The sequence below is a fragment of the Runella salmonicolor genome, assembly GCF_024158025.1.
Taxonomy (GTDB): Bacteria; Bacteroidota; Bacteroidia; order Cytophagales; family Spirosomataceae; genus Runella; species Runella salmonicolor.
The window spans coordinates 1-26,158 of record NZ_JAMZEL010000016.1; the positions used below are offsets into that span (position 1 = coordinate 1).

The window sequence follows — 26,158 nt, forward strand, 5'->3', positions numbered from 1 at the left end:
TCAAAGCCAGAGGCCACCCGGACCGACTGACTTCTTTACTGGATTACAGCGATTCTATGATCAATATCAAGGTTATTTACTCTCGAAAGAAATCACTAAAGATGTGTTGATACTTTAGGTGTCTTCACAGACCTTGGTGAAGAAATCATCATTACAACTGAGGTGGTCTGTGAAGAGGCATTCATTGGCGAAGTGGTTGTTACAAAGTTGGTCAGAATGAAAGTGGCGAACAAAAATTTAGTTACTTTCGTTATCTTTTCAAAAAAATACCTAAATGAAAACGGTTGCTCATCTCACTACCGATATCACCCTGACATTTAATCAAGTGGCGGAGCTGGCCCGTCAACTTCCCAAATCAGATCGTTTGCGACTTGTTACTCTTCTTCAGGAGCATGATGAACCAAGTAAAGAACAACTTTTGCAAGACCTTCGGGAGGCTATTGACGAAGTAAATCTGGCTAAGGAAGGAAAAGTTAAACTTAAATCGGCGAGAGACTTTATTGATGAGTTATAAGATTTCCCTTTCCGAAAAATTTCAAAAAGAAGCCAAACGCTTGGCAAAGAAATATCCTTCGCTTAAAATTGATTTATTACAACTTATCGAAAAACTTAGAAGAAGACCCTATACAGGGCGATGCTTTAGGAAATTCATGCTATAAGGTACGTTTAAAAATTTCTTCTAAAGGAAAAGGAAAGAGTGGTGGAGCACGGGTAATCACTCACGTACATATTGCACACGAAAATGTGTATTTTCTCACTATCTATGATAAATCCAGAAAAGCTGACCTTGAACAGGGAGAATTGGAGTCGCTGTTACGAATGATTAAACAGTAAGTCCTACTTCGCCAGCGTATTCACAATCTGCCGCATGGCGTCGGAGGGAATGATGAAGTTGAAGTTTCCCCAGAATACCTCATCATATTTAGGAATGACCTGCGGAGAAAAGTTTTCGGTATCAATCAACACATCCGTTTCGGGTATGCGCATACCGTTGCTTTTCTGAATTTCGGTGGTGACAAATTGTAGTTTTATGCTTCCCAATGTTTGGGTTTTGTTTTGTTCAAACTGCGTGTCCAACAGCATTCTGTAATCTTGCAAATACCATTTTCCCGCAAAAGGCTTGTAATTGATGCAGGTATAGACGCGTTTGGCTTCGCGTTTGGTTTTGCCGAAAACTTTATCAGATGTGCTCGTTTTGAGTACATCTTTGACGCCTTCAGCGGTAAAATCATATTCAATTTGGATGATGGCCGAGTCGGCGGCATTGATACTGATGCTGCCCGTACGAGCCGCTTTGATGCCTGCATTGACGGGTCGAAAAAGTACCCGGTATACCTGCTTATCGAGATAATAAGCGATGGTATCATCCAGTTCGTATACATAATCGTAAAGGTTTTTACCGTCGAGGTATTCGGGAATGCCCACATCAATCGAATGCGTCACAATCGTGGCACCGTTGGGGAATGAATAGCCTTCGAGCGTTTTTGAACGATTATCGCTTAAAAACTGGCGTCCTCTCAGGGCTTTTACTTTTTCTGGAACCAAAATCTTGGGGCGGGGGTCTTTTTCGGATTGTAGCACCGCCTCCCGAATGTCGACGTATTCACCGTTTTGTTGGAGAGATTCGCGGTAAAACCCATTGAGTAAATAAGGCGTTTGGGGATTGTTTTTCTTTATTTTTCCCAACGCGTCCGACACCAGATTTCGTGCTTCAAAAGTCTTGATGAAAGAGCTGTCTACGAGCCGTGGAGTGGCGGGTTCGAGTTCTATCACCACGTCTTTTTGGTTCAGGGTATAGGCCGAGGCTTTTTGTCGAAAAGGTTTGTAACCAATCACGGCTACCACCACCGCAGAGTCGATGGCAATGCGTGGGAAACGATAAAAAAATTGGCCATCTTCGTTGGTCAATGTGCCAGTACTTTTGCTCATCATGCCCACATATGCGTGCGAAATGGGCTTTTGGGTCGATTTGTCGACGACTTTTCCTGAAAGCAGCAAGTAGCCCTGTGCCTGTGCGGAGGTTGAAGTGAGCCACTGAAAAACAGCAAAAAAAAGTAGGGTGTAGAAAGAAAGACGCATCAGTTCAACTTAGTTAATGAAGATTTTTGTGGCAATAATCACGCCAATTCCCCCATCGTATAACATCTCCGGCAGCGCGCTTCGTAGGAATCTGTTTCGCCCAAAAGAATTTTATCTTGAGAAGTCACTTTTCGGTACGAATATTGCGCTACTTCTCCACAGACAACACATACCGCGTGGACTTTGGTAACGTACTCGGCAATAGACATCAACAGCGGCATCGGTCCGAAAGGCTTGCCCGCAAAATCCATGTCTAAGCCCGCCACAATGACGCGTTTGCCGCTGCCGGCAAGTTTGTTGCAGACCTCCACGAGATTGTTGTCTAAAAATTGTGCTTCGTCGATACCCACCACGTCGCAATCACCGGCGAAAAGTAAAATCTCCTCGGAGGTGTTGACGGGAGTTGAACGAATCGAATTTTCGTTATGAGAAACAATGTCGAGGTCGTGGTAACGTTTATCAATGGCGGGTTTAAAGATTTCCACTTTTTGGCGCGCTATCTTTGCCCGGTTGAGCCGACGAATGAGTTCTTCGGTTTTTCCCGAAAACATAGAGCCGCAAACGACCTCCACCCACCCAATGCGAGGCTGCGAATGTTTAGTATTGTGATTGGGTTCGATGAACATTACGATAAATAATAGCCGTGATACTAGAACCGTTATTTGTTTTATTTTTATCGAAAAATTTTCGAATAATGGATAGCAGAAACCGGCTTTGAAAAACTACTTTTACAAAACAAACGATTTTTAGGATGCTTCACAAGTTTAATGTTTCGGCCCTCAATGACTATAGTCAGCAGTTTGCCCATAAAGTTTGCGACGATTTTTTTGCGCATAATTCCGTCGCATCAGGTCAGCATATCCTGAACTTAACGGCAATTCCACAAGTGAATTTGTTTATTATCAGTAGTTTATACGATAAGTGGAAAGCCGATGCAGAAGCGTTTAAAAGCCCATTTTTTGACTTTGAAAGCAGCGAGGTAAAGGAAGCGCTTAAGCAGTTTATGAATGTGGTGTCGCGCAAGATTTCGGTAAAAAGAGAGCAGCTTGAGCCAGTTTTGGTGGAAGCCACCAAAGATACGTTGGTGCTCTTGATTGACCCCAACAGTTATTTCAACGAAATTTTTCGTAATCAGCCCAATTTTACCGTCACCTCTGATACGATTCAGCAACTGCGTAAGTACATTCGATTCAATAAATTTGTGCCGCAGTCCATCGCCGAAGCCATGGCTGACCGGGCGTTTGTGTACGTCAATCAGGCCATTGAATGGTCGGAGCAAGCCATTACGCAACGCACCGCCGAACTAGATTCTATCGACCAGTGGGTGGCGGTGTTTTCGGAAAAGGCCGCGTTGGATGCTTCGTCGCTGCTGAAAAAGACGAATCGTCCCGAGCCGATTGTGATTCCAGGAGAGCCGCAGGCCGACCAGTCGTTTTTTGATACGCTAGTAGAGGAGCCAGTGGCAAATCCCGTCAAATTGAATGAGCTAGAGCCTCCGCGCCCTGTGGATGTCTACGTCCCGCCCGTGCCCGCTTTTACTCCCCCAGCCATGCCTCCGACCCTCCACGAAACCGTGGGTGGAAATGGAAACGCCGCCAAGGAGTCGCTAAACGAGCGTTTCAGAACCGAGCAAGCTTCTATTTCAAGTAGTTATCAAAAGCAGCCGATTGCAAGCATTTCGCAAAATATACCGCTTCACCAGAAGTTTATGTTTATTCACCAATTGTTTGGGGGAAGCAACAGCGCCTACGAAAATGCCATAACCGAATTGGAACAAGCACCTGATTTCCAAACCGCCCGCGGTCTGATTACCTACAAATTTGCCTCTCAACATCTATGGGACATGACGGGTGATACCGTGGGCGAATTGTTAGAAATTGTAAAACGTCGTTTTGGGCAATAATCGCTCTTTCTTCATTTTAGTTGGGAGTTTCTGCGTTTCTAAGTTTCTTTGTATTTAATAACCGAACCGCAGAAACTCTTATATACCGCGCCCGATGATTGCTTGCCACAACCTTACGTTTTCGTATTCTCCCCAAAAGCATTTTTCTTTTCCTGATATTGTTTGTAACGACCGCGAAGCGCTCTTGATTTTGGGCCAATCGGGCAAGGGAAAAACGACGTTGTTGCATTTAATGGCTTTGTTGTTGCGCCCCGAAGGTGGTCAGGTTTTTATCAATAATCAAGATATTACGCCCCTTTCGGTAGCCGAAGCGGCGGCGGTACGCGCAAGTCAAATCGGTATTGTTTACCAACGCCCGCATTTTGTTAGCTCGCTCAACGTGATGGATAATGTGCTTCTTTCGAGTTATTTGGCCCAAAAACCGCAGGATAAAGCACGGGTAAAACAACTAGCGGAGCAATTGGGTTTTGCCGATCATCTGTCCAAAAAAACCAATCAATTGAGTCAGGGAGAGCAACAACGCGTTAGTATTGCCCGGGCGTTGATGAACAACCCTGCGGTCATTTTGGCCGATGAGCCTACCTCCAGCCTCGACGATATTAACTGTGATAAAGTAATCGAACTTCTAAAGAATCAATCCGAGCAAATCGGCGCCAGTCTCGTCGTCGTAACGCACGACCAACGCCTCAAAGATGCCTTTGCGAAGCAGGTGAAGTTGTAAAATTTAGCCAAGGATAGTTAGGAGGTGGTTGGGTAATGTCAGGAAATTGTCAAGAGGTGGTCATGAAATGGTCATGAGCCGATTACAGAGATTTTCCTCACGACAATTTTATGCCAACAAATGACCTTTAAAATTTAGGACACGATAACTGTTTGTCTTTCTTTGAGCGACGATGACGGGGCGAAGGCTCAAAATCAAAGGTGTAAGCCATCGAAATTTCGTGCGAACCGCCACTCGGCAATCCCAACGACGAAATCGTAATGTCGTAGCTGTAACCAAACGAAAACTTATCTTGGCGATACCCAATCAGGGCAATGAGCGACTCGCGGTTGGTGATGTTATCAACGTATTTCTTAACGGGCAGCCCACGGTACCAAAGCCCCAATACGATAGGAGAATAGGTAAGATACACCCCCAAATCTAACTGGTCGTATTTGCCCTGAAATTTATAGTTAATGGCGGGTGAAATGCTCATTTCGCGGTTCCATTCATCGCCCAAACCAGTATAGCCCCCAAACGGAATGACCAACCCGGCATGAATACTTCCTTTGATGGGCAGACGCGTACCGTCGGCTATCTGAAAAAATCCTTGCTCCGGGCGGTTAAGGTGGTGCGCTGATACTCCTACCCAATAACGGTCAGAATAAAGCAATAATCCCGTGGCGAAACTCATGTATCCAATCGTAGGCGTACCGTTGGCGGCGAGGGGGTCTGCGGTAGGGTTTCCTGTAAAACCACGGTTGGTGTACTGGTCTCCAAAAGTCAATTCGCGTAGGTCGGCACGGCGATTGGCGTAGGTTCCCTGTAATCCCATGCGCAGGGCGGTTGTTTCGTTGAATTTAAGTTGATAGGCGTATTGGGCCGATATTTCGGAAGTTCTCAAATTGCCCGTTCCCTGACTGTCGTTAACAAACATCAATCCTACACCACTATTGACTCCTGAGAAGTAATGGTCAACGGCAAACGAAGTGGTAACGTAGTTGGCGGCTAGGCCGGGCCATTGGTTACGGTAGTTCATCATAACGCGCGGTGCCAAAGCCCCACCAGCAAAGGCAGGGTTAAGATACAAGGGGTTCGCGTAGAATTGCGAAAATTGAGGGTCTTGCGCTTGCGCAACCCAAAAAGATATACCTAATAGCAGGGTTAAAAGAAGTCTTCTCGTCATGATACAAAAGCTACCGCAAACATTTTGCCAAATTAATCATTAAATCTCCGAGAATTTAACGGATTTTTCAAGCAAATGTTATTTAGGTTTAAAAAAAGGCCCTTGAAAAGATAGAATGCAACTTTTAGGGAGGTCTAGATTGGGGGAGATTAGTGAGTTTTATGCGCAAAGATGGCGAAATAGAGTAATTCTGTTCATTATATTGTAGACTAAAGAACAGAAGGAAATCCTCGTTTCGGTTTTGACAAGAGGCCGAGAAAGTGCTACATTTGATATAAGATTAATAATATTATTAAACTTTTTCGGAAATGACTCAAACGGAGTTTATAAGGACATTCAATGCTTTTCCTACGAAGGATAGGCTTGCTATTGCCAAAAAAATTCAATTACAGATGGCCGATGAGCTTTTTGATGAATTAGATGCTGAACTGCCAGATGTGGAGATTTCAATGTCTGAAATTCAAAAAGAGATAAAAGCCTTCCGTAATGCCCAAAAGAAAAAAAATTAATGTGGTGGTTGATGCAAATTGGTACATATCAGCTTGCATTAATAGAAACTCCCGAAGAACACTTTACTATACGGTTCTAAAAAATACTCATTTGCAGATTTACTACTCGGCCGAACTCCTCCAAGAATTTGAGGGAGTAATTACCCGAAAAAAGTTCTCAAAAATTATCGCTCCCAATCAGATTATCAGGTTTATGTCACTGGCTATGCTATTTCTGAAGGAGGTGCCAATTATAACAAAGCCTACTTTAGTAAGAGATTCCAAAGATGATTACTTGCTGGGCATTTGTGAAAGTTGTAATGCCGATTTCTTAGTTACTGGTGATGCCGATTTGTTAAGTTTAGAAACGTACAATAATACAACGATAGTTACTATGGGGCAGTTTGTGAACCTGCTTAACTTAATGTAAAATCATTAAATGAAAAACGCCCATAAAACAGTTGATTAATCAGCTGTTTTATGGGCGTTTTAGTTATTTCCTAAAATGTTTCCTACTCCACTACCGTTGAAGTTGTACTTGTTTTTTCTTCGTTCGCTGTACGTTTTTTCTTGCCCGTACTGATTTTTTCAATCAGGACAAACAGTACTGGAACTACAAAAATAGCCAGAGAGGTAGCGGCCAACATTCCCCCAAATACTGTCCAACCGATGGTCTTTCGGGATTCGGCAGCGGCACCGCTGGCAAACGCCAATGGCAACACCCCCAGAATAAATGCCAACGAAGTCATGATGATAGGTCGGAGGCGCAACTGTACGGCTTCCAGCGTAGCTTTGACCAATTCCATACCGCCGTCAACGCGCTCTTTGGCAAATTCTACAATCAAGATGGCATTTTTGGCAGCCAATCCAATCAGCGTAATCAACCCGATTTGGGCGTAGATGTTGTTGGATAAGTTGGGTAAAAACGTCAGCGTCAAAATTGAGCCGAAGGCCCCGATGGGAACGGCAAAAAGCACCGAAAATGGAATGGACCAGCTTTCGTACAAGGCCGCCAGAAACAAAAAGACAAAGACGATAGAAATGGCAAAAATGGTCGTGGTGCTGTCGCCTGCCTTTATTTCTTCGCTACTCATGCCCGAAAATTCATAGCCATATCCAGCGGGAAGGGTTTGGGCGGCTACTTCCCGTAGCGCCGTAATCGCTTGCCCACTGCTGAAGCCAGGTTTGGGCGTTCCGTTGATTTCGACCGAACGATAAATGTTATAGTGCGAAATCAAGGCGGGGTTTTCAACCACCTGTGTCGTGACCAAAGCACTCAGCGGAATCATGTTTCCTTCGCGGTTGCGTACATAAAACTTCTCAATTTTATCCAACGACGAGCGGAAACTGCTGTCGGCCTGTACCACCACGCGGAAGTTTCGCCCGTAAAGATTGAAGTCGTTGACGTAATTACTTCCCAACATGGCCGACAATGAACTGAATACCTCTGAAACCGATACGCCCAGTTTTTTGGTTTTTTCGCGGTCTACGTCAATTTTATAGCTGGGAGTTCGGGTGTTAAAAAAGGTGAAGGCCGCGCCGATTTCGGGGCGTTTGGTAAGCGCTCCCAGAAAATTACGGGCTACGCCCTCAAATTGCTGAATATTATCGGTGCTGGTGGTTTGCTGTATCTGAAACGTAAATCCAGACGTGGCACCCAAGCCCGGAATAGCGGGTGGTGCAATGGCCAAAACGCGCGCCTCGCGGATGTCGGTGGTGCGTTTTTGTATCTCTTTGATGACACTCTGCACGTGGTGCTCGGCGCCTTTGCGCTCGGCCCACGGGTGCAGGTTGATAAACAGCGTACCAACGTTGGATTTGTTGGAAAAACTGAGCACGTTCAACCCCGCCAAACCACCCACGACCCGTACTTCGGGAATGGATTCTACGCGGGTCATGATTTCCTTAATCATCGCAATGTTGCGCGTGGTAGAAGTTGCTTCCTGCATTTCATAGGTCACAAAAAGGCGCCCTTCGTCTTCAACGGGGATAAAACCCGTGGGTTTATTTTTGAACAGGAAAAACAATCCAACAAACAAACACACCATCATCACCATCACGTAGGGCGTGCCTTTGATCCACTTCGCCACACCGCTGGTGTAGGAAACCGACAAGCGCTCGAACCATTTGTTAAATCGGTCGAAGAATTTCTCCATTAAATTTTTCTTATCGCCCGCTCCTTTGGAAGGGCGAAGCATGGTAGAACACAACGCTGGCGTTAGCGAAAGCGCTACGAAAGCCGATAATAGCACCGAAACGGCAATCGTAATGGCAAACTGCTGATACAAACGCCCCACGATGCCCGGCACAAAACTCACGGGCACAAACACCGCCGCCAAAATCAAGGCGATGGCAATCACGGGGCCAGAAATTTCTTTCATGGCCTTGGCGGTTGCTTCTTTGGGCGAGAGCTTTTCGTGGTCAATGTTGTGCTGAACAGCTTCCACGACCACAATGGCGTCGTCGACGACGATACCGATGGCCAACACGAAAGCAAAAAGCGTGAGGGTATTGATGGTAAATCCAAACGGGATAAAAAAGATGAACGTGCCGATGAGTGAAACGGGAATGGCCAGAATCGGAATCAACGTGGCGCGCCAGTTTTGCAGGAACAAAAACACCACGATAATCACCAAAATCATGGCTTCGCCAAAAGTCTTTAATACTTCATTGATAGAAACCCGGACCACGGTGGCAGTTTCGGTCGGCATGACGTAGTCGATGTCTTTCGGAAACGTCTTTTTCATGGTTTCGAGGGCGTTTACTACTCCGTCGTAGGTTTCGAGGGCGTTGGCACCGGGCGCCTGATAAATCAGAATAAATGCCGCAGGTTTTCCGTTGACAAAGGCGTTAACCCCATAATCAAACTTGCCGAGCTCGACCCGCGCCACGTCGCGTAGATACACCACGCGCCCTTCGGCAGGCGAGGAGCGCACCACGATGTCTTCAAACTGTTCTTTGGTGTTCAAGCGGCTGTTGGTCAGTACACTGTATTCAAATGTCTGGGTGTTGGGTTGCGGATTTCCGCCCACGGTTCCCGCCGCAATCTGAAGGTTTTGCTCCGAAAGTGCCGCCGAAATATCCGCGGGCGTCATTTTGAGGCTGGCGAGTTTGTCGGGATTTAACCAGATACGCATTCCGAAATCATCGGCGCGCGAAACAATATCGCCCACGCCTTTGACCCGTTGGAGGGCATCTTTTAGGTAAATATTGGCGTAGTTTCCGATAAATTGCGCATCGTGAGTGCCTTTGGGCGAATAAAGCGCCAATACCACCATGATGCTTGGCTGACGTTTTCGGACCGTAACGCCCAAACGTTTGACCGCATCGGGCAAAGAAGGCTCGGCTACGCTGACGCGGTTTTGCACATCGAGTGCCGCAATGTTGACGTCGGTGCCCACCTCAAATACCACGTTGACGCCGCTTTGCCCGCTGCTCGTACTGGTACTCGACATATAACTCATGCCCGGCACGCCGTTGACTTGGGTTTCGATGGCGGTAGTGGTGGTTTGTTCTACCGTTTGTGCATCGGCTCCGATAAAGTTCCCCGAAATCGTCACGGTGGGAGGGGTCACATCTGGATACTGCGCGATGGGCAGGGTAGATAATGCAATGAGTCCCACCAACACAATCACAATCGACGAGACGATGGCGGTAATGGGCCTTTTGATGAAAATATCTGCAATCATTTGGAAAGATTTTGTATTTGCGATTGTCGATTTCTGATTGAAATAAACAATTGTAAATGAGTTATTTGTCCGTTTTAATTAGTGCCCCTTCGCGTAAGTTTTGGACTCCTTCTACGGCGATTTTTTCACCTTCTTTCAATCCCTCTTTCACAATGATTTTGGTTCCCAACGGTTGGCCAACCACAATTCTCCGCTGACTTACTTTGCTGCTATCACCTGCAACGTAGACAAAAAACTCGCCCAATTGCTCGGTTACGGCCTTGTAAGGAATCACGACCGATTTGGTAGAGGCGCGGTTCAGTACCCGCACGGTTCCAGTCATACCAGCGCGCAGTAAATTGTCGGGATTAGGAAAAATTAGTCGCGTTTTGATGGTTCCCGTTTGCGGGTCAACGGCGCGGTCAAGCAATTGAATTTTGCCAGGATGAGGATAAATATCGGGGCCAAAAGCAAGCGTAAATGTGGAGTCTTTGGAAGCTCTGTTTTTAAGTAAGGTCGCAAACCGATAGATTTCTTTTTGGTCTACGCCAAAATCTACGGCCAATTGTCCGTCGGTCGAGACGGTATTCAGCAGGGTTTGTCCTGCCGAAACCGCTGCGCCGGGTTTCACCAAAGAGATGCCAATCACACCATCAAACGGAGCGTAGACTTTGGTATACCTTACGCTGGTAGATACCGCCGAAATATTGGCCTTGGCCGCTTCTACTTGTTTCTTGGCTACTTCGAGTGCGGCGTCGGCATTGTCAACCAATTGCTTGGCTACGGCATCGTTTTTATCTAATTCATGGTACCGGTCGGCGTCTTTCTGGGCTTTGTTGACGTTGGCTTCCTGTACTTTTAGGTTGGCCACGGCCTGCTCATAATTGGCCGAATAAAGTTGCGCATCGATGGAGTACAAAAGCTGTCCTTTTTTCACCCGTGCCCCGTCCTGAAAATGTACCCCCGTAATAAAGCCCGTCACCTGCGGACGCAGTTCCACTTGATTGATGGGCGTAATGCTGGCGGGGTATTCGTCGTAATAAACGGCGTCGGTGGTGGTGACTTCTTCCAACGTCACGGCTACGGCTGGGGGAGCCTGTTGGGTCGCTTTTTGCTCCTCTTTTTTATCGCAAGAGGTCAGAAAAACGATGGACAATGCGGCGGTAAAATAGTGTATGGGATTCGAATACATATAATTCGGAGATTCAGTTTTTTAATAATTAAGTTGGCCAAGGGCACGTTGTACGTCAATTTTATTGGAAAGCACTTGATAAAGCGCGTTGTAATAATTGATGCGAGCCAGTCGTAAATCAGTCTCCGAAGCGATGACTTCGAGGTAGGTTTTGATGCCCGACCGGTATTGCAGTTGAAGAATATCATAGACTTCGCGCGCCAATTCCATGTTTTCTTTTTGGGTAAGCAAATTGGTCAAGCTCCCTTTATAGCTGCCCAAAGCCCGCACATATTCGGCGTTGACGTTGAGTTGCAGGCGCTTAATGTCCAAATCAATGCGTTTGAGCTGCCACTCGGCGGTGTTGGTATTAATCTTGCGTTTTCCTCCTTGATAAATAGGAAACGAAAGCGTGATGGCCGCAAATGAATTGGGGAAATTTTTGGAGTACAAATCCAAAAACTGATTGTTTTGAAAGTTCAAATTGTAGGCTCCGTTGGCCGCCACCGTAGGTAAATAGCTCCATTTGGTGTACTGATAATTATACTCCAATAAGCGCTTTTGGGTATTAAGTAACTGATATTCAATGCGCGACGTGTATTCGGCATTTTGGAGGGTATCCAAAAAAAGCTCACGTTCCATTTGTAGGCTGTCGTACTGAAGATTTAGCTCCTGCGCTTTCGGATACGCCATCAAGGATTTGAGGTATTCAATTTTTCCTTTCAGAATTTCCTCGTTGCCTTTCTTCGAGGCTTTGGTATTATTGAGCGAAATCAGCGCCCGTTTGTAGTCAATTTTATCGGCAACGCCCGCTTTGTACTGATTCTGCGCATCTTTCAGGCTGCGCTCTAGCCGCACAATGTCTTCGTTGGCCACGTCGATTTGTTGCTTGGTGGTCAAAACATCATAAAAGGCTTTGGAGACATCGACGGCCAAATCGGTTTTGTTGGAGGATGTTAGTTGATTGGCCTGCAATCGTACCTCGTTTTGGGTGCGCCGGGCCAAAAGCACGTCGCGGTTAAAGAGTGGTTGCGACACCGTAAACTGCCCCGCCGAGATATTGCTGACGCCTAACTTGACGGGATTGCCGCCAATGATGCTGGTTTGGACAATAAAGTTGTGTTGCAGGTTGTAGTTGAAGTTGATTTGCGGATACCAATCAGCGAGCCGGCTTTTGATGTTGTTTTCGGTAATGCGCTCATCAATCACCGATTGTTGAATGGCGGGCTGATTTTTCAAAGCGTATTTCACGACCTCTTCCAAGGTGGCTTTTTCCAAGGTTCCACCGTCGACCGATGCCTGCGATTGTGCCCAAAGCAGGCTGGGAGGCGGAGACAGGAATGCAACGGTAATCAGCGCTAAAAAAAACTTTTTATCTGATTTTGACCAATAACTCATTCAGGGTAAAAATTATGAAAGTAAGAGGAAATTGAAAGATATTTAGGCGGTGCGAAGTTCGGATACTTCAAGAACCGTTGGGAAAAAAATGGAGTAAAAAAACAGAAGAATCGGCAGAATAATGACTTCCACCCCTCGCTCTCCAGTGCGTGATAGCAGGAGCGAAGATGTATACGGGCAATGTTCTCATAGTATTTAAATTCTTAAATGACCGGACTATATTTCTTTCTGATTGCCTGTTAAATAGGATAAAACCAATGGACTTTTTAGAAAGTGTAACGAGTCATTCGGGACGTTAAGAAAGTTGTGATGGCGTGGATAGTAACGCAATGGGTATAAATTATAAAACAATAATTTTTTAAAAGCGTTCACGCTTGAGGCAGATATGGAGGAAGCATAAAGAATAATTTTCATGCATGAATGGCTTTGTGATTGGCGTAGAAATGGGAAAATAATCTTTAACATTGTACAAATGTTTTTCTAAACCTGATTCAGACAATCCCTCGAAGTTGTATGAAAAAAGCCCTTTTTATGATTCGCCCGTGCCTACTGTTTTGTCTCCTGACGATGTGGGTAGGCAGTGCCGTGTATGGGCAAGCCCCCAAGCGTTCTATCAATAAACTTCTCAGAACCAAAGGCTTGGTGGCCTTGTGGGATTTTAAAGAAGAGGAGGGACAGCCCAGAAAGGCCCAGGGCACGGCGGATTTTCCATTGCAAGAACAAAACGGCACACTGCCCCGCATCAACGAAGGGCCGTTGTCGGGCTATTCGGCGCTTTTTGGTAACAAGGCTTTTCTTTCACTGCCCAATGCTGAAATCGGTAAGCTCAATATTTACGGTAAAAATCAGGGTGTGACTGTGGTGGCCTGGGTCAAGTGGACGGGAGAACAAACGGGATTTGTGGGAGGAATTTGGAACGAATACCAAGACGGGGGCAAACGGCAGTATGGGCTGTTTGTGTCGTTGCCATATTACAACGGTCGAAATCAGGTTTGCGGGCATATTTCACTCACTGGCAAACCTACGCTGCCGTTTCCGTATTCCATTGATTATTCGGCGAGTGAACAGACCGTGCCCGCCAATGAGTGGTGCTGCGTTGCTTTTACGTACGATGGGCAATACATTCGCTCGTATTTTAACGGTATTTTCAAAGCGCGTACGCCCGAACTCATCGACCATACCAAAGGCTTTGAGGGCTACCCCGAGGGTTTGACCCAGTCCAAAAATCCGTATTACTTTCCTGATGGCATGGGCAACAACGGTTCTGATTTTACCGTGGGGGCGGTGCTGCTTAAAGCGGGAATGGGTAATTTTTTTAAGGGACAAATCGGCGGATTAGCCGTTTTTGACCGCGCATTGAGCAATTCCAAACTGAAAAAGTTATCGACAGCTTTTTTGGAAGGGGTGGGATATTAAGCCGCCCTTAGACAGGCTTGATGCGTTGAGTCACGGTTTTGCCAGTGGCTATTTCAGTTCCTTTTAACTCAATATAAAGAACATTGGGAGACCAAAACGAGCCGCCATCGATGCGGATAAATACCCGGCTCAGTACGCACTCTTTTTTATTGATTGCGGTATATACCTGATATTGGTTTTGGGCGTCTTTTTTCAACAAAAGCGGTAGTTTAGAATAGGCCACCGAACGCAATTCGTAGCGGTCGTTTCCCGTCGACTTTACGTTGATTCCGTAGGCAAATTTTCGTTGAATGTAGTTCAGATCTTTACGCATTCCTCCCTCCGGATAGCGAATCCAAAATGCATGAACGGGGTCTTCTGTTTCTAGTTTCCCGTTTTTATCCACATTGATTTCGTAACAAATCGTGTTGGTATTAGGGTCGCGCTGGATATAAAACAGGAGTCCTTTGATTCCGTTGGGTACGGGAAAACTCTCTGGGTCGGGGAGTGGTGCTTTATCGGTGCTACTGTTGGGCGTCGAAAACGATAAAAGTAGCGGGGCAACAAGCAACCACAAAATAATTGAAAGTTTCATGACTTTAGTTTACTGCAAAAACAACTTTAAACGACCGAAGACCACGCTTCTGCCCATGAAAAAACCTTTTCGTACCCCTCATGAGTTCCGTAATTCAGTACTTTTTCAACTTTGTTGAAATCGCCCGAGAAAGGACCAGAAGCTTCGATATTGATGGTAGCCATGGCCGCCCCAAACTCTCCGGCTTCTTCCACGTCGGCTCCGGCTATCTTTTTGGATAAATAGCCCGCCATGTACGTATCGCCGCAACCCGTGGCGTCCACTACTTTTGTGGGCGTAAAAGCGGGGATTTTATGAAAGCGATTATCGGTATAAATCACCGAGCCGTGGCTGCCAAGGGTGATGATTACTTCTTTGACGCCCATGTCGGCCAAGTATTTGGCACCTTCCTGCACCTTATTTTTGCCCGTCAATACCTCCATTTCAAACTCATTGGCTTTCAAAATGCTCACGTGCGGCAGCGCCTCTTTTTTGTCGGCCCAGTCTTTGTAAAGTACTTTTTTGTCTTTAACGTACCGCAAATATCCCTGAATATCGAGCGAAACCATGCCTTTGGTGGCGAGTAGTTTTAACAGTTCCAAGGAGATGTCGTCTGAAAGTAAAGGCCCTAAATGGTAGATTTTGGCGGTAATATCGGGCATGACCGGAACATCAAACGGGGAGGCTTTTTGCAATACGTTTTGTTCGCGGTGGTTTTGATTTTCGGGGTAAATGTTCTCAAAATACACCGAGTGCTCGCTGGGCAATGCATATACTTCAATACCTGATTTGCGAAGGTCGGCAACCACTCCCAACTCACTCGTTGCCAAAGCCGTGACCAAAGCATAGTCTAATTGCGCCTTTTGGATGGCTTTGGAAAAATAAAAAGAAGTGCCTCCCGGCATATATTTGACCGAGTGGGGTGTCACCACTTTATCAAGCGTGATGTGCCCGATGGTGCATATATCGTACATACTCTTCAATGATTTGGTGTCAGTATTTTTGTAAAAATGCGTCGAAGTTAAATCTTAAAAAGCAAGCAATCAGAATGATGAATTTACAATAAATTCATTTAACTGCCTATCTTTTAATTGTTTAACTTCATTGGTGCTTAACTTCTTAATTTCGTAACCTGCTCAGGGACCAATGCAAAATCATGGATTTCTGCATCGGCGACGGAGTCAGTTTTGGTAGTTGTTTCTTCCCAACCTTGTACATTTAGCCAGATTGTTTTGCAGCCGATTTCGTGCGCTGGAACAATGTCTTTGCTGTATGAGTCGCCAATGACGACGCAGGCTTCGGCGGGCAATTGTAACGCGTCCACGCCGAGTTGATAAATGGCTGGATTGGGCTTTCTTACGCCCACCACGGCCGATTCTACCACGGCGTTGAAATACGCAGCAATCCCAAAATCATTTAAAACGCTATTGATATTTCCGTAAAAATTAGAAACCATCACCAGCGGATACTGCTTTGAAAGTTGCTCTAAAACGGGGGCGGCCTGCGCCACGGTTGTTTTGGCAAAAAGATGACAGTCTGCTGCAATCAGCTCAACGTGCTCAGGATTAACCAGAAAACCGTTATCTTTTAAAAACTGAAACTGTTGCTCCACCTTGAGCCGTAAGGTATCTAAAAAAGTATGCTCAGGTTTCACAATCGGATGAATCGCCAAGGCTCTCTCCCCAAATGAGTACGCTTTTGAAAATGTTGCTTGGTCAATTTGTACCCCGTATTTTTGGTAACTGTTCCACAATACACCGCCCCAATGCAATCCATTGGTGTCGATTGTGCCACCGTAGTCCAGCAAAACTCCTTTTATCATAAACGATTTACTTTAAATAATGGGTGACAGATTAACCAAAAAAATTATAATTTATTTGAAACGGTTTCCAGCGCAGTTTCTTTGCTCACTGGTTGAACGTTTGTTCGTTGGAGCAAAAGCAGCCCAATGCCTATCCATACCAACTCCCTGATACGCACCACGATACCGATAAAAAGGCCCGTTGCAGCGGGCATTCCGATGCTCTGCAACGCCAGCGCCAAACCCCCTTCCCGGGTGCCGAGCTGCATCGGAAAGAAAAAAATCAGGTTGGCAAACAACGAAGAGCCAGAGCTAACAATCAGCGATTCGGTGATTGACATATCCAATCCGACGGCCTGGGCCGTGAAGTAAATCTCGGCGCACCCTACCACCCGGGCCGCAAATTCTAGCCCCAGCGAAGCATAAAAACGCGGTTTTCGCTCGGCGTATAGAATGCGGATTTGCTCGTCGATTTCGTGCAATGCGTCAATTTTTTCGGCCATAAAGCCCTTTACCATTTTATTGACGAAGTACATTTTTTCTAACAATCGAAACGTACTGACCGTGAAGCCGCGTTGGTAGACGCGAATAAACCAAAAGCCTAGCACCAAACCCACCACCAACATAACGCCACAACCCGCCAGCATCAGCGTACTCAGCGGAACAAAAGCCACGATGAGCACAATCGATGCCAACCAAAACAACACGTGCGAAAACATGTGCATCAGGCTGTACAACAACACCGACGACGTGGCCTTGCGGATTCCGAGCGCGGGTTTGAGCAACATGATGCGGTACGGCTCGCCGCCTAGCGCCACAAACGGCGTAATGTAATTGATAACGTAACCCGTAATTGTCAATCGAAGCACCGACCAAAAGGAAAGGTTGCTTGCGGGCAGTTGTGGCTCTTCAATGATGGCTTTGAAGGCAAAGGCGTTCAAAACGTAAATCACCAACCAGCTGCCAATGACGGGAATAAACCAAAAACCCATTTTTTGGATGTTGGCCCCGATAACATCAAGCCCCATGCCATAAATCATATAGCCCAGGAAAATGACGCCCAGCACCAAAAATAGGGCTTTGTATATCGTCGTACTCTTCACGTTAAGACACGATTTTTTGGTAAAAATGACGGCTCACTTTCTCCTGACTCACGCACATGTAAATAAGAATGGGGTTCAGAACAAAGATGTCGAATAGAAAATAAATCCAGGCTTGGTCGATAAACAACCACAAAAACAGAAATAAAACCCGCGTGTTGAACTGAATAATATTGGTATATTTCATCAGCGGCTTATTTTGTGCTCTAAACTCGGTAATAAGCCATTCGGGTAATCCTGAGCTATATTTTTCGCGTACTATACCCAATAATTTTTGCAGGTTGGGCGAGAAACTTTCCTGCATTTTGGTATAGTTTAAGTAAAATCTCGCGACCAGTTTCATGCCGAAGTTTTTACCCCACGTAAGCGTGTCGTATTCTTTCTGCAACTCGCGGCTGTTGTCTAGTTCGCTGCCAGAAGTGCCTTTGATGAAAAACAAATGCACGTTGCGGTAGTAATCGGCCATCGCTGATTGCACCACGTGCGAAGCCCCCGCTACCACGCCGGGTACCCAAATAAACGCGCTCCAACCTTCGTTTTGGCTGCGTAAACAAATGGCAACGTGAATGGCAATAAACCAAAAGTCCCCTGCCGCTCCGTCTAAGATGCGTCCTAGTCGGCTCTTGTTGTTGGTCATGCGGGCCAGCTGTCCGTCGGCACTGTCGAGAGAGTTGGCAAAAACCAACAACAACATGCCAATGACGTTTATCCACAGTTCTTGGTAATAGAAAAGAATTCCCGCCCCTACGCCAAAAAAGATACTTACAATGGTAACGGGATTGGGCGTAATGCCGACTTTAGCGCAAAAAAGGGCAATTTGATAGCCAATGGGCCGATAAAACCAAATATCAATCTGCTCTTCGGTATCGCTTGATTTCAGTGAGTTTTCAAAAGCACTGCTTTTGGGCTCTTCCTTTTTTTCGGTGGGTATTTTTTGGGTCAAATTTTCCATCAGGCAGCTATGGTAAATTGTTGAAAAATGGCTTGGGCAATCGACTCAGCGGCGTCTTGACGGCACGGAGCAAAGCTCGGCCAGTCGTTGAGGTCAATGATGTGAAACCGTCCGTCTTTTCCCACGATGGCATCCCCACCATACACGTGTACATCGAGGGCTTCGGCTGAGGCATTGGCGGCTTTGCGGAGCGCATCCTCGTCAAAAGGATAGTACAGCGACTTGCCGTTGATGTTTTCATAATCGGCGTATTTGTGGTGGTTGTTGGCGTACGGATAAAACCAATAGAAAAAATCGGTGTTGCGTACGGCATAAAACTTCACCAAATCGCCCATCAAATGCTCAGAAATGACAGCGTCGGGAATATCCCGGAGCGCGTATTCACGCAATATCTCCCGGGCTTCGTCGGCGCTTGCCGCAAAGGTCACGTCTTCTTTGTGAATGGCGTGAAAATCACCGCGTTTGATCCAAAATCCTTTGCCGGGAAGTTGCTCAAAAACATCATTCCCGGTGTAGGAAGTAGGCACAATAAAACTTTTGGGATATGGAATGCCGTTTTCGACCAGTCCTTTGGTCATATTTGTTCTAAAACATTTTTCGATTCCAAAACCCGAATTGACAATGACTTTTCCCGCCAATTCCAAATCTTGCAATTTTTTGACTACTTCTTTCTGACGGGCCATGGTAAAAATAAAACGTTGCTCAACCGTCTCTTTTTGCAGAAACTCATCTTCGCAACAGATGCTTACCGTGCATCCCATTCGTTGGAGTGCTTGGGCGGTTAATGAAAAAATGGCGTCATCATTTCCGATATGATTGGGGGAAAACTTCTTGTTTCGGTGTACTCCCAGTAATTCAAATGTATCCATTATAAAACAACTTCATGATTTGGTGTCTGCTGCGCGTGGCTCAAAAAAAGCTCGGCAGTGGTAATGTCCCTCACGTGGTCTATGTCCACGATTTTTGAAAAGGGAAAAGCTTTGATAATTAACTTATTGTCAATTAATTGGCGTTGAAAGTTGCGCATCCGGCTGGTGCCGCTTTCAATCGCTTGCGTAACGCAATCGAGGGCTTTGTTGCGCAAACAATAAATGCCCCCCGATACAAATGGTGTGTTCAAAGTGTTGGTGTCGGTAAAAGCCGTGACCAAATGTTGTTCATCGGTTGCCACAAACAAAGGACTTTCGTCATCCACAAAGGTGGTGACGGCCATTAATCCGTCCAGCTCGCGGTTTTGCTCAAATGCCAGAATATATGACTCAAATTCATCTTCTGTAAATACCGTGTCGGTGGTGGTCAGACACAACTCATCAATGGCGGGATTGGCCTTTAGCAATTCATAAAAGCTGTGCAATGAACTCGGCGTGGATTTTTTGATGACTCGGACTGGCACCTCATAGGTTGTTTCCGACAAGTGTTTCTCCAGCGCCTCCGAGGCTTCGTTAATGATAATTTGAATGCTTTCGGCACGATTATTACTGAAAATACCAATCAAACGGTCAATCAACATTTCGCCGTGCAGCGCGACCATCGGCTTAGGAAGCGGAAACCCTTCCTGCGCCAATCGTGAACCTTCTCCTGCTGCGATGATTGCGTAATTCATTCTTTATGCTTCTTTAAGTAATTGATAATTAGGTGATTGAGGGTAGTTTAGAAATCAACCCTAAACCGCGCCCGAATGCCCCACTCGGATACACCCGGATGATTGAGGTAATTGAAACGTTTTACCAAATCCAGACGCAATAATTTGAAAATATTGGCTATCCCGACGCTACCTTCCACGTACGGCGTGCGTCCCAAAGAGTAACTGATGGACTTATCCTGCTCGTCAACTGGAAAGCGAAAAACGGAGGTTTGTTTGTTTGGATTGTTCTCGTCGCGCAGGCCACCCACGAGTGCTTTCAAGCTGACCACCTCGCGGAGTTTTAGTTTTTTGAGCAATGGTATCTTGTTGAAAATGAATCCATTGAAATAATATTGTACGTCTACGCTGGCGTAATGGTCACTCACGAACTCAAGAAAATTCATTAGGTTGTACGAGTTCAATTGGTAGGCGTAGGTTTGGTTGGCGCGGTGAATCATCAGCAACGGAAACGGAATGTTTTTGCCCACAATGTAGCCGCCTTCCGTCGTGACGTCGGCGTAGCCGTACTGCGAGAAGTAAAAACGTTTTGCAATATTGGCCGTAATGTTGTGGTAGTTGTTTTGGCCCGACAAAAAGCCTTTCACGCCCACATTGTAGCGAAGTGTGAAAATAGGTGAGCGGTTGATGAGTGGGGTGCGGTACAGTTTTCCTTGGTAAAACTGCTCGTTGGGCGCGTATCGCAGTTCCAGACTCAGCTCGGTATTTTTCAACTGTGGTACACTTTGTACGTTGCCTTCATTATCAACGGTTTCATAACGCAGGATGCCCGCGGGGCTTTGATTCCACTGCGTAAAGCCCACCCGGTAAGAGAAATGGTTGGCTAACTCACGTATGTATTCGATTTTAAAAATGTCATTGTACAGCCAGCGGTTATTGTCGCCGCGTTTGAAGGACAACAAAAAGTTGTCTTCTTGCACAAACTGCAAGTCTTGTCCAGGAATTTTGGTATCGCGCTGAAAACTGGCCCGTATGTAATGAAACGGAAACTGGTACACCGATTTATTGTTGAGCGAATACGTACCGCTTAAAAAATACTTCCATTTTTCGTCCTTGAAACCGTAGGCCGCGTAGGTTTCAAAAAAGTAACGATTGCTCAAATCAGTGGTGGTTCGGCCGCCAAAACGCAGACGGAATCCTTCCACGGGATTGAAGCTGTAAAACGTGTTGACGGGCCCTACTTCTACGAGGCCGAAGGATTTATAACCAGCCAAAAGCAAGGTTGCGACGTCCATTGTTCGGCGGAAAGACGGGATGGTTTGGAGCGTGTCTACGTTTCGGTAAATATTGCGCTCTAGCCGGTCCAAGGGTAAGTGCCTCACGTTGTTCCAGTAAGATTCGCCTTTGTTTACGGCCAAAAGCGCGGTCACGTTTTCCTGCGCGGGGCCTTTATAAACGCTGTCGGGACGGGCTTGATTGATGGTAAAGTTCTTGAAATTTACCACGCGTTGTCCATAAAGGCCGCCCGATTTATCGCCCAGTGCAAACTCCATTCCCAACGTAGTTTTAGCGGGATGGTAGCGACCGTCCGTACCTTTTTCAAACTCCAACTTTGCTTCCAAATCGCGCATGAAGTTGAGGTTTATTTCCTTATTGACCGTCAGGTAGGCATTCTGAACGCTGAAGTTACCGTCGAGGGTCACAAATAGTTTTCCTTCAAAGAGCATATCGGTTTTATTGCGCGGCACAAATCCCAACTCAATCAGCCAAGGCGTTTGGGTTTTGACGGTATCGCGAATAAAAAATTTGTAGAACGTCGGGGCCGTGTTGGCAATGGGGCTTAGCAGCAGGTTGGTGGCAATAGAAATGTCGTTTTTGTAAATGTCTACATCCTCGTACAAACGTCGGAAGTAGGCGTTCAAACCGTCATTATCGATAAATTTAGAGTCAAATTCGGCCTTGCGGTCTGCCTCTACCCATTGTTTTTTGGTATAGGGATTTTTGCGAAAATAGACTTTAGAGAGTTTTTCCTGCATGTAAGCGGGCAACAGATTTTTGCCGCCCATGCCCGTTGAATCTTGATTGACAAACAAAAACTGGTAGTTCCGGAAAATGCGACGCTCCTTAAAACTGTCGGAAAGGTTGCTCAACGACAAGGCGATTTTCTCGTATTGTTCGTATTCTACGTAGTCATTGGCCGCCATCTGGTTTTGTTCTTTGTGCTCAATCACCTCCCGGATGAGCTGAACCGCTGGATTATCTTTGTTTCGATAACGGCTGGTTTTTCCCCTAACGGTCACTTCCTTCAATTGCAAGGCGTCGACGGCCATCTTTATGTTAATGGTCTGCGCAATCCCGGGCGTGACGTTTTTCTCGATGCTCAGGTACCCGATGTAGGTAAACTTAATGACTGATTTATTGGCGGGTACGGTAAGGCTGTAGCGGCCTTCGGCATCGGAAGTGCTTCCGATGTTGGTTCCTACTACCTGCACATTTACATACGGCAGGGTTTCGCCCGATTTAGTGTCGGTAATGACGCCTTTGACGGTGGTTGTTTGAGCAAACGCAACGCCTAGCGTCAGACATAAAATCGACAGGAGGTTGGTTATATCTGTGGCTAATTTTTTCATTTTAATGTGGGCTTTTGGCCCTTTGTTCATCACGACTGTACATTAAATGGGTCCAATCAAGTTTCTTTTTAGGAAAGAAAACTTCGGTAAAGGTACTTTTGGTAGATTGCTTCAAATCCAGTCATTGGCTTTGTACCACTGCCAGGTTTCGGCAATTCCTTTGTTTAAATTATAATGAGGCTGGTATTGCAAATCCCGTTTGGCGGCTTCGATACTGCAAAACCAATTCGGCGCGGTCAGCTCTTTTACTTTTTCACGGTTTACTACAGGGGCTACCGACGAAAACGTGGCGCCCAATTCCATGATATTGGCGGCTAGTTTCAACACGCCCACGGGCAAATGAATCCGACGCGGTTTTTTGCCGCTTGTTTCCTTAAAGGCGTCGGCCAAGGCGTATCGGTCGTAGGCAAATCCATCGGAGATGTTGTAGACCTGACGTTCATTTTGACCTTTGAGCAAGGCTGCCACCGTCACTTCTGCCAAATCTTTGACGTAGACAAAACTCAGTCGTTGGGGTTCCTTGCCGATGTAAGCGTCAAGGCCTTGATTGAGGGTTTTGAAAAGAATGAACAAATCTTTCTCCCTTGGTCCGTACACGGCAGTGGGCCGTATGGTCGTCAGCGGTAAAGCTGTTAATTCTTCCAACATCTTCTCTGCCAACAGTTTACTCTTGCCATAACTCGTAATGGGCAATGGTAAAGTGTTCTCCGTGATGGGCTGCTCTTCGGCATACGACAGAGGTCCCAGTGCCGCCAAACTGCTCATAAACAAAAACCGTTTTAGCGGAATATCAGCTTCTAGTGCCGCTTCGGCCAGCAAACGCGTATAATCGGCATTGATTAGGTTGTAGGCTTGGGTATTTTTGGCTCGTGTGGCTCCCGCCGCGTGAATAATGTAGCTGTAATTCCCATCTTTCAACAGTTTTTTCAGTGCCTCTTTATCACTTAACGCTGGATAGACAAATACAGGATTGAATTTTCTTAGGTGATTGACATTACTGGAACGGCGGACGGCAGCGTGAACTTCCAAGCCCTCTTTTTGGGCGGCTTCTATCAGATGATAACCGATAAAACCGCTTGCTCCCGTAATCAATACCCTGCTGCTCATAATTCTTTCTCGTACAATCTGTATCTTTTGTAAAGTGTGCCGTTAATCTGTTCGATGGCGTGGTTCATGAGGTAATTATCTTCCAACATCCACGAACATTCTCCCCCTGTAATCTTGGTTCCGTAGGTATTCTTGATGATGGTCCCGTACAAACAAGCTTCAATGCCCATTTTACGGTATCCTTCAAGGACCCCCAGCGTCAGAACACGGATACGGGTGATGTTTTTCTTCTGAAAAAGCAATTTGAAAATACCCGTTGGCAATAGCCGTCCGCGCTTAATCTTGATAAGTACTTGATTTATATCGGGTATCCCCAACGCAAACCCCACAAACTTGCCGTCTTTTTCGGCCACTATGCAATAGTTAGGGTCCAAAATCAACTTCAAATCTTTCGCCAAATAATCAAACTCATTGTCGGTCATCGGCACAAATCCGAGATTTTTGTCCCACGCCGAGTTGTACACATCCCGAATCTTAACGACCTCATTCTTAAAATCTTTGAGGTCTACTTTTCGGATGGTAATGCCTGCGCGTTTTAACCTTTGCTGTAATGTATCCAACAGCTTTATCGAGCGGTCGTTGGAGTTACTTACTTCCAGTTCGTAGGCCAACAAATCTGTCTTTTTACGTAGTCCTGTTTTCAGCAACAGTTTTTCGTAATAAGGCGCATTGTAGGGCATCATAGCCATGGGAGGGCGGTCAAAACCCTCTACCAAAAGCCCACAGGGGTCGTTGGTAGAAAAATTGACTGGGCCATTGAGGTGCTCTGCTCCCTGCGATTTCAACCATTCAGACGCTTGCTTGATGAGCGCGTCGGCAACCTCTTGGTCGTCAATGCAGTCAAAAAAACCAAAAAAACCGTCTTTTCTTCCGGTAAATGTATTGTGATTCCGGTTGAGAATGGCCGCAATACGCCCCACTACACGTAGATTACTATACGCAAGAAAAGGCTTCACAGTAGAGTGTTCGTGGAAAGGATGCTTACCTGGCGTCAGCATATCCCTCTGAGCGATAAATAGCTCAGGGACATAGTTTTTGTCGTCGCGGTATAAATCGTGCGGGAAGTCAATGAACTGACCAAGCTCTTTCTTAGAGTCTACGGAAGCTACGCGAATCATAGTTTTACTTTTATCGCCTCAGGGCGAAGTTTACGGTAAATTCTGGCCATTTTGTCGACAGCTTCTTCAATTTGGCTAAACGTGTGTGTTGCCATCAAAGAGAACCGGATGAGGGTGTCTTCGGGGCGAACAGCGGGCGAAACGACGGGATTTACAAAGACGCCGTCTTCCTGAAGAAGCTTGGTCATCATAAATGTGAGGTCGTTATCTCTGATGTAAACTGGCAAAATCGGGCTTTCGGTATGGCCCAAATCAAAGCCGCTGATGAGGAGTAACTCTTTGGCGTAGCGTGTGTTGGCCCAAAGCCGCTCAATGTGGAATGGCTCCGACTCAATAATGTCCAATGCCGCCAAGGTGCTGGCCACGGTAGCAGGCGTCATGCTGGCGCTGAATATAAGCGAACGCGCACGGTGCTTGAGGTAGTCGACGGTGGCGGCGTCGCTGGCGATAAATCCTCCCAACGAAGCGAGCGATTTGCTGAACGTACCCATGATTAAATCGGTACTGTCTGTCAGTCCAAAATGTGAGGACGCACCTGCTCCTTTTTCACCGATTACGCCCAGGCTGTGGGCGTCGTCGACCATGATGGCGGCGTCAAACTCGGCGGCAACTTTATTCAAGTCGGGAAGATTAACAATATCCCCTTCCATGCTGAATATGCCGTCGGTTACGATGAGTTTAACGGCTTCGTCTGGCAGCAGACTCAACTTCTTGCGAAGGTCGGCCATGTCGTTGTGGGCGTACTTAATGACTTTTGAAAAAGACAAACGGCTTCCGTCAATGATGGAAGCGTGGTTCATCTCATCCAATAAAATGTAGTCGTTACGCCCTGTAAGTGAGGATATTGCGCCTAAATTGGCCTGGTAGCCAGTACTGAAAAGAATTGCGGCTTCTTTTCCAGTATAAGCCGCCAGTCGGCGTTCTAGCTCAATGTGAATGTCTAATGTACCATTCAGGAAGCGCGAGCCTGCGCATCCGGTACCGTATTTTTGGGCCGCTTTTTGCGAGGCCTCAATAATGTAAGGATGGTTTGTGAGCCCCAAATAAGAATTGGAACCAAACATCAAAACGGGTTTTCCATCAATTATCACTTCCGTATCCTGCCCTGATTCGATAGGTCTGAAATAAGGATATAATCCTTTTTCTTTTATAGCAGCAGCATCCTTAAATTCTGCAACTTTGTTTTGTAACTTCTTACTCATACTGTCAATGTGTGTCAGAATATATAAATTTATCAAATTGACCAAAGGTCAATTTCATCATAGGTTCTCAGCAATTTTAATAGCGGGCAGGGTAAAGAAGGGTA

Annotated in this window: 24 protein-coding genes; 7 read left to right on the plus strand and 17 right to left on the minus strand. The window is 46.1% G+C overall.

Features of this window, described 5'->3' with window-relative positions; genetic code table 11:
* Positions 1-274 precede the first annotated feature (274 nt).
* Positions 275-514, plus strand: a complete 240-nt coding sequence (locus NCI00_RS25610) for a hypothetical protein (protein ID WP_253532413.1) — start codon at positions 275-277, stop codon at positions 512-514.
* Between the two features lie 68 nt (positions 515-582).
* Complete coding sequence (locus tag NCI00_RS25615; protein WP_310586792.1) at positions 583-834, plus strand: type II toxin-antitoxin system RelE/ParE family toxin; 252 nt, start codon at positions 583-585, stop codon at positions 832-834.
* A 3-nt stretch (positions 835-837) separates the two neighbouring features.
* Here NCI00_RS25615 and NCI00_RS25620 read toward each other — a convergent pair whose 3' ends face one another.
* The gene (locus NCI00_RS25620; protein WP_253532415.1) at positions 838-2,079 is read right to left on the minus strand and encodes a carboxypeptidase-like regulatory domain-containing protein; all 1,242 of its coding nucleotides are present in this window, start codon (positions 2,077-2,079) and stop codon (positions 838-840) included.
* A gap of 38 nt (positions 2,080-2,117) precedes the next feature.
* Entirely contained in the window at positions 2,118-2,705 is a 588-nt protein-coding gene (locus NCI00_RS25625; protein ID WP_114460309.1) for a thymidine kinase, read from the minus strand.
* A gap of 125 nt (positions 2,706-2,830) precedes the next feature.
* On the opposite strand from NCI00_RS25625, the gene NCI00_RS25630 reads away from it, so the two are divergent.
* Positions 2,831-3,982 carry a DUF8457 domain-containing protein gene (locus tag NCI00_RS25630; protein WP_253532417.1) on the plus strand — a complete coding sequence of 384 codons (1,152 nt, stop codon included), beginning with the start codon at positions 2,831-2,833 and terminating at the stop codon, positions 3,980-3,982.
* Positions 3,983-4,076: 94 nt separating this feature from the next.
* Positions 4,077-4,703, plus strand: coding sequence for an ABC transporter ATP-binding protein (locus NCI00_RS25635; protein WP_253532419.1), 627 nt, complete (start codon positions 4,077-4,079; stop codon positions 4,701-4,703).
* Between the two features lie 127 nt (positions 4,704-4,830).
* Here the strand turns inward: NCI00_RS25635 and NCI00_RS25640 are convergent, their stop codons facing one another.
* Positions 4,831-5,868 (minus strand): PorP/SprF family type IX secretion system membrane protein, encoded by a 1,038-nt coding sequence (locus NCI00_RS25640; protein ID WP_253532421.1) that lies wholly within the window; start codon positions 5,866-5,868, stop codon positions 4,831-4,833.
* Between the two features lie 308 nt (positions 5,869-6,176).
* Between NCI00_RS25640 and NCI00_RS25645 the strand changes: the two genes are divergently transcribed.
* Both NCI00_RS25645 and NCI00_RS25650 read left to right on the plus strand, forming a co-directional pair.
* The gene (locus NCI00_RS25645) at positions 6,177-6,377 is read left to right on the plus strand and encodes a hypothetical protein (protein ID WP_114460314.1); all 201 of its coding nucleotides are present in this window, start codon (positions 6,177-6,179) and stop codon (positions 6,375-6,377) included.
* Positions 6,355-6,786, plus strand: a complete 432-nt coding sequence (locus NCI00_RS25650) for a putative toxin-antitoxin system toxin component, PIN family (RefSeq protein ID WP_253532422.1) — start codon at positions 6,355-6,357, stop codon at positions 6,784-6,786. The genes NCI00_RS25645 and NCI00_RS25650 overlap by 23 nt, the downstream gene beginning before the upstream one ends.
* Positions 6,787-6,868: 82 nt before the next feature.
* On the opposite strand, the gene NCI00_RS25655 is transcribed toward NCI00_RS25650, so the two are convergent.
* From NCI00_RS25655 to NCI00_RS25665, 3 genes are all read right to left on the minus strand, one after another.
* Positions 6,869-10,045 carry an efflux RND transporter permease subunit gene (locus NCI00_RS25655; RefSeq protein ID WP_253532423.1) on the minus strand — a complete coding sequence of 1,059 codons (3,177 nt, stop codon included), beginning with the start codon at positions 10,043-10,045 and terminating at the stop codon, positions 6,869-6,871.
* Between the two features lie 61 nt (positions 10,046-10,106).
* Entirely contained in the window at positions 10,107-11,216 is a 1,110-nt protein-coding gene (locus tag NCI00_RS25660) for an efflux RND transporter periplasmic adaptor subunit (protein ID WP_253532424.1), read from the minus strand.
* A 21-nt stretch (positions 11,217-11,237) separates the two neighbouring features.
* Positions 11,238-12,593 (minus strand): TolC family protein, encoded by a 1,356-nt coding sequence (locus NCI00_RS25665; protein WP_253532425.1) that lies wholly within the window; start codon positions 12,591-12,593, stop codon positions 11,238-11,240.
* 513 nt (positions 12,594-13,106) lie between these two features.
* On the opposite strand from NCI00_RS25665, the gene NCI00_RS25670 reads away from it, so the two are divergent.
* Positions 13,107-14,009: a LamG domain-containing protein gene (locus NCI00_RS25670; RefSeq protein WP_253532426.1), complete on the plus strand. Its 903-nt coding sequence runs from the start codon at positions 13,107-13,109 to the stop codon at positions 14,007-14,009.
* 7 nt (positions 14,010-14,016) lie between these two features.
* Here the strand turns inward: NCI00_RS25670 and NCI00_RS25675 are convergent, their stop codons facing one another.
* From NCI00_RS25675 to spt, 11 genes are all read right to left on the minus strand, one after another.
* A complete protein-coding gene (locus tag NCI00_RS25675; protein ID WP_253532427.1) occupies positions 14,017-14,583 on the minus strand; it encodes a DUF4833 domain-containing protein in 567 nt (188 codons plus the stop codon).
* Positions 14,584-14,609: 26 nt separating this feature from the next.
* Positions 14,610-15,536 carry a PfkB family carbohydrate kinase gene (locus NCI00_RS25680; RefSeq protein ID WP_253532428.1) on the minus strand — a complete coding sequence of 309 codons (927 nt, stop codon included), beginning with the start codon at positions 15,534-15,536 and terminating at the stop codon, positions 14,610-14,612.
* Positions 15,537-15,673: 137 nt separating this feature from the next.
* A complete protein-coding gene (locus tag NCI00_RS25685; RefSeq protein ID WP_253532429.1) occupies positions 15,674-16,384 on the minus strand; it encodes an HAD family hydrolase in 711 nt (236 codons plus the stop codon).
* Between the two features lie 44 nt (positions 16,385-16,428).
* On the minus strand, positions 16,429-17,466 hold the full coding sequence (locus NCI00_RS25690; RefSeq protein WP_253532431.1) for a lysylphosphatidylglycerol synthase transmembrane domain-containing protein: 1,038 nt from the start codon (positions 17,464-17,466) through the stop codon (positions 16,429-16,431).
* Position 17,467: 1 nt separating this feature from the next.
* Positions 17,468-18,415: a CDP-alcohol phosphatidyltransferase family protein gene (locus tag NCI00_RS25695; RefSeq protein ID WP_253532433.1), complete on the minus strand. Its 948-nt coding sequence runs from the start codon at positions 18,413-18,415 to the stop codon at positions 17,468-17,470.
* The gene (locus NCI00_RS25700; protein WP_253532435.1) at positions 18,415-19,284 is read right to left on the minus strand and encodes a hypothetical protein; all 870 of its coding nucleotides are present in this window, start codon (positions 19,282-19,284) and stop codon (positions 18,415-18,417) included. The genes NCI00_RS25695 and NCI00_RS25700 overlap by 1 nt, the downstream gene beginning before the upstream one ends.
* The gene (locus NCI00_RS25705) at positions 19,284-20,018 is read right to left on the minus strand and encodes a nucleotidyltransferase family protein (RefSeq protein ID WP_253532436.1); all 735 of its coding nucleotides are present in this window, start codon (positions 20,016-20,018) and stop codon (positions 19,284-19,286) included. The genes NCI00_RS25700 and NCI00_RS25705 overlap by 1 nt, the downstream gene beginning before the upstream one ends.
* A 47-nt stretch (positions 20,019-20,065) precedes the next feature.
* On the minus strand, positions 20,066-22,627 hold the full coding sequence (locus NCI00_RS25710) for a DUF5686 and carboxypeptidase-like regulatory domain-containing protein (protein WP_253532437.1): 2,562 nt from the start codon (positions 22,625-22,627) through the stop codon (positions 20,066-20,068).
* 111 nt (positions 22,628-22,738) lie between these two features.
* Entirely contained in the window at positions 22,739-23,734 is a 996-nt protein-coding gene (locus NCI00_RS25715; RefSeq protein WP_253532438.1) for an NAD-dependent epimerase/dehydratase family protein, read from the minus strand.
* Entirely contained in the window at positions 23,731-24,852 is a 1,122-nt protein-coding gene (locus NCI00_RS25720; protein WP_253532439.1) for a GNAT family N-acetyltransferase, read from the minus strand. Before NCI00_RS25720 ends, NCI00_RS25715 begins: the two co-directional genes overlap by 4 nt.
* Positions 24,849-26,054: a serine palmitoyltransferase gene (gene spt / locus NCI00_RS25725; RefSeq protein ID WP_253532440.1), complete on the minus strand. Its 1,206-nt coding sequence runs from the start codon at positions 26,052-26,054 to the stop codon at positions 24,849-24,851. Before spt ends, NCI00_RS25720 begins: the two co-directional genes overlap by 4 nt.
* Positions 26,055-26,158: the final 104 nt, after the last annotated feature.

Bases quoted from the DNA above. Each gene is read 5' to 3' on its own strand.
- NCI00_RS25720 (WP_253532439.1), bottom strand. From the start codon at position 24,852: ATGATTCGCGTAGCTTCCGTAGACTCTAAGAAAGAGCTTGGTCAGTTC.
- NCI00_RS25685 (WP_253532429.1), bottom strand. From the start codon at position 16,384: ATGATAAAAGGAGTTTTGCTGGACTACGGTGGCACAATCGACACCAAT.
- NCI00_RS25620 (WP_253532415.1), bottom strand. From the start codon at position 2,079: ATGCGTCTTTCTTTCTACACCCTACTTTTTTTTGCTGTTTTTCAGTGG.
- NCI00_RS25655 (WP_253532423.1), bottom strand. From the start codon at position 10,045: ATGATTGCAGATATTTTCATCAAAAGGCCCATTACCGCCATCGTCTCG.
- NCI00_RS25635 (WP_253532419.1), top strand. From the start codon at position 4,077: ATGATTGCTTGCCACAACCTTACGTTTTCGTATTCTCCCCAAAAGCAT.
- spt (WP_253532440.1), bottom strand. From the start codon at position 26,054: ATGAGTAAGAAGTTACAAAACAAAGTTGCAGAATTTAAGGATGCTGCT.
- NCI00_RS25640 (WP_253532421.1), bottom strand. From the start codon at position 5,868: ATGACGAGAAGACTTCTTTTAACCCTGCTATTAGGTATATCTTTTTGG.
- NCI00_RS25700 (WP_253532435.1), bottom strand. From the start codon at position 19,284: ATGGATACATTTGAATTACTGGGAGTACACCGAAACAAGAAGTTTTCC.
- NCI00_RS25665 (WP_253532425.1), bottom strand. From the start codon at position 12,593: ATGAGTTATTGGTCAAAATCAGATAAAAAGTTTTTTTTAGCGCTGATT.
- NCI00_RS25705 (WP_253532436.1), bottom strand. From the start codon at position 20,018: ATGAATTACGCAATCATCGCAGCAGGAGAAGGTTCACGATTGGCGCAG.
- NCI00_RS25610 (WP_253532413.1), top strand. From the start codon at position 275: ATGAAAACGGTTGCTCATCTCACTACCGATATCACCCTGACATTTAAT.
- NCI00_RS25695 (WP_253532433.1), bottom strand. From the start codon at position 18,415: ATGGAAAATTTGACCCAAAAAATACCCACCGAAAAAAAGGAAGAGCCC.
- NCI00_RS25715 (WP_253532438.1), bottom strand. From the start codon at position 23,734: ATGAGCAGCAGGGTATTGATTACGGGAGCAAGCGGTTTTATCGGTTAT.
- NCI00_RS25645 (WP_114460314.1), top strand. From the start codon at position 6,177: ATGACTCAAACGGAGTTTATAAGGACATTCAATGCTTTTCCTACGAAG.
- NCI00_RS25675 (WP_253532427.1), bottom strand. From the start codon at position 14,583: ATGAAACTTTCAATTATTTTGTGGTTGCTTGTTGCCCCGCTACTTTTA.
- NCI00_RS25625 (WP_114460309.1), bottom strand. From the start codon at position 2,705: ATGTTCATCGAACCCAATCACAATACTAAACATTCGCAGCCTCGCATT.
- NCI00_RS25680 (WP_253532428.1), bottom strand. From the start codon at position 15,536: ATGTACGATATATGCACCATCGGGCACATCACGCTTGATAAAGTGGTG.
- NCI00_RS25710 (WP_253532437.1), bottom strand. From the start codon at position 22,627: ATGAAAAAATTAGCCACAGATATAACCAACCTCCTGTCGATTTTATGT.
- NCI00_RS25670 (WP_253532426.1), top strand. From the start codon at position 13,107: ATGAAAAAAGCCCTTTTTATGATTCGCCCGTGCCTACTGTTTTGTCTC.
- NCI00_RS25660 (WP_253532424.1), bottom strand. From the start codon at position 11,216: ATGTATTCGAATCCCATACACTATTTTACCGCCGCATTGTCCATCGTT.
- NCI00_RS25650 (WP_253532422.1), top strand. From the start codon at position 6,355: ATGCCCAAAAGAAAAAAAATTAATGTGGTGGTTGATGCAAATTGGTAC.
- NCI00_RS25630 (WP_253532417.1), top strand. From the start codon at position 2,831: ATGCTTCACAAGTTTAATGTTTCGGCCCTCAATGACTATAGTCAGCAG.